At 57.7% G+C, this 5,838-nt stretch carries 5 protein-coding genes; all 5 read right to left on the reverse strand.

Annotation, left to right across the window (positions count from 1 at the left end; translation table 11 throughout):
- Nucleotides 1-10: 10 nt before the first annotated feature.
- Nucleotides 11-370 carry a hypothetical protein gene (locus RBT76_15765; protein ID MDX9859241.1) on the reverse strand — a complete coding sequence of 120 codons (360 nt, stop codon included), beginning with the start codon at nt 368-370 and terminating at the stop codon, nt 11-13.
- A 154-nt stretch (nt 371-524) separates the two neighbouring features.
- Nucleotides 525-2,312, reverse strand: coding sequence for a reverse transcriptase domain-containing protein (locus tag RBT76_15770; protein ID MDX9859242.1), 1,788 nt, complete (start codon nt 2,310-2,312; stop codon nt 525-527).
- Between the two features lie 485 nt (nt 2,313-2,797).
- The gene (locus RBT76_15775; GenBank protein MDX9859243.1) at nt 2,798-3,493 is read right to left on the reverse strand and encodes a hypothetical protein; all 696 of its coding nucleotides are present in this window, start codon (nt 3,491-3,493) and stop codon (nt 2,798-2,800) included.
- A gap of 13 nt (nt 3,494-3,506) precedes the next feature.
- Entirely contained in the window at nt 3,507-4,145 is a 639-nt protein-coding gene (locus RBT76_15780; GenBank protein MDX9859244.1) for a hypothetical protein, read from the reverse strand.
- Between the two features lie 520 nt (nt 4,146-4,665).
- The gene (locus RBT76_15785) at nt 4,666-5,601 is read right to left on the reverse strand and encodes a tyrosine-type recombinase/integrase (protein MDX9859245.1); all 936 of its coding nucleotides are present in this window, start codon (nt 5,599-5,601) and stop codon (nt 4,666-4,668) included.
- Nucleotides 5,602-5,838 lie beyond the last annotated feature (237 nt).

Here is a 5,838-nt window from a genome sequence, read left to right on the forward strand (position 1 = left end):
GGGAGAACAATCAATGCGCGGGGACAAGTAACTGCCCCGCCCGCCGCTCAAGATCGACCCGATGATTGGCGAAATCAAGGCTGCGGGCGTGGGCGGTAAAACCCTGCACCATCCCCCAGAGATTGGCAACGTCCTCGCCTTCGTCCTGTCCGGCATGCCAGGCGGCAGAGACCTCGGAGCCGGTGAAAGGTCGGTCTTTGAACCATTCTGCGACTTGTTCGAATTCGTCGCCGACCCTGACCTGACTGGCACGGTGGATGGTGTCCGCAATCGCATCAGCCGCAAGGCCATTCTCCACGAACCGATTCAGTGCCGGAAGCGCCTCGGTACGGAAACGGTCGAGGGCCTTGGAGCGATGGACGATTTTCAATTCACGGACCTCATCTGCTCCCCAGACGATGTAGGGTAGGCGGCTGGCGAGGTGTCAAGCGGGCGGTGCGAAGCGCCGCACGGTCAATCCTTTTCCATCCGCCCCCCTCCGAACCGGACTTGATACTTTCATATCATCCGGCTCTCCAGTGTTCTCATACTTCAGTTAGCGGTTGTGGACGACCAGCGTGAACGTTCACGTGGCACGAGTGACAGAGGACCAGCGTCTTGCGACTGCGGGCCGCCATCACTTGTACCCAGAGCGGTTTTACTGTTCGTCCCATTGTCTTCAGGTCTTTCATGGCACGAATATGATGCACCTGTACACCGTCGTGACTGCCGCACAGTTCACAGGTATCGGCGAGAAGTCGCTCTACCAGTGAGGTTGTGTTGGCGGACCAGAAGCGTACGGGCGTATCATCAAGCGTGACGTGCATACTCCATGTCAATGGTATGCCGCCCCAACGAGCTACCAATGGTCGCTTGCCAGCGCGTTCGATCGTGACGGCAAGACTGGACAACAGGTGTCCGTCCTTGGTGTGTATCACCTCACGGTACTGTTGGTAGACCGTCGGCGGACTGATTCGCAGTTTCCCCGCCAAGGTCTTCACCAGCGACCGCTGCATGACACCCTTCAGTCGATCCAGATCGCGCAAGTTGTGCGCCATGCGGTAGAAGTTCACGATGCCCCGGTATTCCCACTGGTACTGCGCAATGATGTCATAGACCGAGTGATTGAGCAGTTCCGAGCGGTGCATTGGTTCACCGTGCTTCAGATAGGGTTGGCACTTGGTATGGATGACATCCTTGGGCACTCGTAGGCTCACTACCCCATTGACGGAGCGTCTGCCTTTTGTGTGTTTGCGGTCGTCATGCGTCATCGTCACGTCGTACCCCAAGAAGCGAGCCGCGTCGGAGCGAGCGTGGGTCACCAGCGTCTTGTCTTCCGACAGCTCCAGCCGAAGCTGGGTTTGTAGGAAGGTGGCAAGTTGCTGCTTAATCTGCTCGGCTTCCGTTTTGGTCCCGACAAATCCCAGGAGGAAGTCATCAGCATACCGGATGTACTTCAGGCGTCGGTAGGTTGGGTCGTCCAGGTGCACCGAGGGAAGCTTCTGCATCTGCTTGCGCAGGGCATGAGCTTTCTCAGCGTCACCCTTCAGACGCCAGTACCGCTGCTGGAAGAAGATATTCCGGTATGGCCGATTGGCCGTCCGTGTACTGCCATGATTGTAGTCGGGCAAGAGTTCCGATTCAATGAAGTGGTCTAACCGGTCAAGGTAGATATTGGCCAGAATGGGACTGACGATGCCCCCTTGCGGCGTACCGCTCGGAGTTCCGTAGTATTTCCAATCTTCCAAATATCCGGCCTTGAGGAGACTCGCAAGCAATCGCACGAAGCGATTGTCTCGGATGTTCTCACGGAGGATTGACAGCAGGACCTCATGGTCAATACTGTCAAAGCATCCGCGAATGTCTCCTTCGATGAACCAGACCGTACCACGCCAGTGGTGGTACACCTGACGTAACGCCGTGTGACACCCTCGCTCGGGTCGGAAGCCGTGTGAGCAGTCGCTGAACTGCGGTTCGTAGTACGCTTCCAACAGCATCCGAATTACTTCTTGGAGAAGCTTATCGGACCACGTCGGGATGCCGAGCGGACGCACCTTCCCGTTAGTTTTCGGGATGTAGGTACGTCGCACCGGACGGAAGCGATACCGCTCGTGACGCACAGCATCAATGATGCCGTGAATCTTCGCAAGCGACATACCGTCGACGGTCTCCGGTGTTGAACCAGGAGTCATTGCACCGGCGTTGCGGGAGATTTTCCCGTAGGCCTGAAGATACAACAACGGATTGAATAGTTGCCGGTAGAGGTCGTCTATCGGTAACCGTTGTTCACCGCGTTTCCGAATGACTGTCAGACAAGTTTCGGCGTTACGCATCGCGCGTACCTCCCTTGCCATGACACTCGAAGAACACCTGCCTCGCTTCGCCATGTGGCCGGCTTTCCCGACCTCGGACTACTATCGAGGCTCCGTCACCATAGGGCTCGCGCCCCGTAGGCGATCTCATGTTCTCAAATGCAAGCTGTAACAGCGTGACGTAGGCGCTTCGTTCGGTCCCTTGAGAAGTCTCATTGACTTCCGCCCATCGACCGAGAGTTCCGGCGGCAACGACATAATCCGCCGTGAGTCGATGGCCCCGCCAAGCGTGGTTGCGGGGGATGTGCGGTTGCATCGCTGGGTCCTGAAGTTCACGCAGTGTAGCGTTCGCCGTATCACGCAGGCCTTGCCGCACCCTCACCCTACACGCTTTCGGGCAGTCGCGGCGTTTCCAGCATGCTGTTGTCCCCATCAGCTTTCGCCTTTGAGTAAGCTGGCTGGCCCAGAGGCATTCTCTCGTGCCTCTCTCGACTGAGTCGAGTCGCTTAGCATTCGATGACATGACGCACGTGATTTCCACAGACGTAATTGTAGAGAAACGTCGTCAGGCCGAACGTGCAGGAGCCGGTCTCTGAGTTCCAACAGAAAAAGCCACGGCCGAGTTTGGCGTTGCCGACCTCAATCGGGTTTTCGTCGTTGACGAAGAACACGAACATATCCCGATCCGAGGCGTACAGCCCGGCATTCTCCGATAGCCCGTTCGTCCGTGCAGGCGGCACATGCCAGCCGGTGCCGGCAACGGCGTCCTGCAGGGCGGCCACAACGTCCGCATCCCAGATGCGCCCGTAGTTGGGGCCGGTAAATGCCGCGACTGTCTTGTCGCCTCCGCCGTTCCGGTAGAGTAGCTTAGCTCCGACGTCCTTTTCCCCGAGGCCCCAGCGCATGCATTCGATAACCACACGCGGGGGTAGTGATCGGAGATATTTGGCCGGAGCGCCGATAGCCGTACAGAGCTGGTTGAACGACCAGTTCGTCAGTAGGGCGGGTTCCTCAGTGCCGTTCAGAGCCAGGCCCAGCCGGTCGGTCACGTCGATATGCAGGTCGATCAATTCAGTGACCCGCTCGTGTGAAGCTGCTTTCAGCCTGCTCGTATACTCTCGCAAGCTGTCCAGGTCGGCAAAGCGCTCGTCAGGCGGGCGAGTGCACCATTGCCGGTGTGCGTCGTAGAGATTGTGCGTCATGACTTACCTCCTTTCAGTTGACGAGTTCCTTGGTCATGGCAGCGGTCTCGCGGGTGAGCTTGTGGATGAGGCCGCTTGCCTGTGAAACGGTGGCGTCTTCGAGCCGCCTGACTCCGAGTTCCCGGCAGAGGTAGCGCTCGGCCTCTTCTCCGGTTTTCTCCTGCCTTTCCAGCAGGGCAAGCAGACGCTTCTTCTGGGCTTCGGTGACGGGCTTGGGGTTTCTCCCCTGTGCGGCACCTGCCTGCGCGCCCGAGAGCGGCAGCGTTTCCTGGGGCGGGACCGACTGAGGCGGGTAATCCCCGAGTTCCTCGCGGGCGATAGAGCCGATGTTGACCGCGTCCCGGAGCGCCCGTGCCTTGGCGCGGGTGAGTGCGACCCTGATGATATGCGGCACGGCGCCGGTGCGGACATTGTCGGGATTGGCGTCGCCGCAGTCGGAAAACACTCCGGCAGCGGTTGTGACGGTGGCGGTGCAGATCGCCGTCATACCGTTATCCGCGCTCGGCATCTGGTCGATCCTGGTCTCAATTTTCCTGAGACCCTGTTCGTGGGCTTTGGAGAGAAGCCCGGCATAGGTGACGATCTCCCTGGTAGAGACGTTCCCTTCTTCGTCGGTCACCTCGATAGTTGTGACCAATTGTTCGTTCGGCATCACTGCCTCCTTGATTGATTGTGAAAGAACGATGAATGACTGTGCTGTTTCAGTTTATCCGAACGAACAAGGCGGCCAATTACCGCCCGCGGGGGTTGGCTGGGGATATGACTGTCAGATGAGTTTTTCTCTGAGGTTGGGAGCGCCCCCTTCTCCGGCGGTTAGTTTGTATTAGTGGGGAGACTCACGTCGGCTTGTCTCTCCGTGCCTCTTCAGAGAGCACAGAGGGGTGGAGTAGCCGAACATGACAAGCGAATGAAGTGAGTGCGGAATTGAGGCCAAGCCGGTTGCGTATCGCTGTGGGCAGGCGATAGCGGCTGTCCATCAGTGTACGCCCGAAGCGCCGCCCGTCAAGGTGGAGACTTGTACTACCTTGGACGGGTATTCTGAGACTCTGTGATACCTTTACAACACCTGCAGACAAGCCATGGTGGTGGTGGTCGTCGTGTAAAGAAACTGCGCGAGAGGTGAAACGTGGGGGCGCGGACGGGCGGATTCGCTTCGATGTGCCCCCTCCCCGTTACACATGCAGCGAATTCGCCGGGCTGTATTGTTCGTATGAATTCACGAGATCGGTCGGCATGAGGTTCACGTAAACAGACGTCACTGCCAGACTCGTGTGTCCGAGAATACGGCTCAATATGGCCGGACTACCACCCAGACGAAGATAGTGCGTGGCCGCAGAATGGCGGATCAGGTGCGGTGCCAGCTTGATACCGCACCGGTTGCCGATTCGTTCGAATATCTGATGGATGTGGCGGTAGGACAGATCCCTGCCGTCTTTGGCGCAGAACATCTTATCCCCTTCGATATCGGAGCGGTACCGGGTCAAATAGTAATGGAGTACCTTGATGGCTTTTGCGCCAACCGGTACTTCCCTCCACTTCCGCCCTTTGCCGTAAACCCGGACCAGGCCCGACTTCAAGTCGACGTGCTCGGTTTTAAGACCGGCTATCTCAGCCCGCCTGAGCATTCCGTCCCAGGCCAGCAGTAGCAGGGCAAAATTCCGGTACCCCTCAAAGGTTTTCCGGTTGCAGCAGCCAAGGGCCAGTTCGTACTCGATGGGGGTAACGACCTCTTTGACCTTCCGTTCGCATTTGACCATCTTCAGGCCCTTCGTGGGGTTTGGCTTGCCTTCCCAGGCTCCTTCTTCCTCAAGGTAATTGAAGAAACGCCGGTAGGCCCGGATACGGCCGTTTACGGTCTCGTCAGAGACCGTCCCGAGCAAGGACAGAACATAACCCTGCAGGTCGCGCTTGGTCAGCTGGTCGATATCGATCTGTTTGGTATCCATATAGCGGGCCAAGTGGCCGAGACGCTCTGCGTAGACGTTTATCGTTGCGTCGGTCAGCCTGCGGACCCGGCAGCCAAACAGGAACGTATCGAGGTACGTTCTCCAGTTTTTCCCCATGAATAGATTATCGACGTCGTGGTAGAGATTGTTGAGCTGGTTCATCCTTAAACTCCTGTGTCTGTGACTCATTCACGCAGGAATCAGGGAACTTTTGGTGGGGGTCGGACTGATAATGACAAGCGGGACAACGCGTTAGCGGAGCGCTCGTGGATGTGTCGGGTGGGTCACTGCTTGGAAGGCTGTGACTCTACCAACTGAGTTACTCCCGCTTTGAACAGGTCAATAGTATCGGAATGGCCCGGTGAAGGCAATAGGTTTTTTGGCCGGATCAGAGTCTCT

This window comes from Candidatus Zixiibacteriota bacterium, from assembly GCA_034003725.1.
Lineage (GTDB): Bacteria > Zixibacteria > MSB-5A5 > GN15 > FEB-12 > WJMS01.

Bases quoted from the DNA above. Each gene is read 5' to 3' on its own strand.
- RBT76_15770 (MDX9859242.1), bottom strand. From the start codon at position 2,312: ATGCGTAACGCCGAAACTTGTCTGACAGTCATTCGGAAACGCGGTGAA.
- RBT76_15775 (MDX9859243.1), bottom strand. From the start codon at position 3,493: ATGACGCACAATCTCTACGACGCACACCGGCAATGGTGCACTCGCCCG.
- RBT76_15780 (MDX9859244.1), bottom strand. From the start codon at position 4,145: ATGCCGAACGAACAATTGGTCACAACTATCGAGGTGACCGACGAAGAA.
- RBT76_15785 (MDX9859245.1), bottom strand. From the start codon at position 5,601: ATGAACCAGCTCAACAATCTCTACCACGACGTCGATAATCTATTCATG.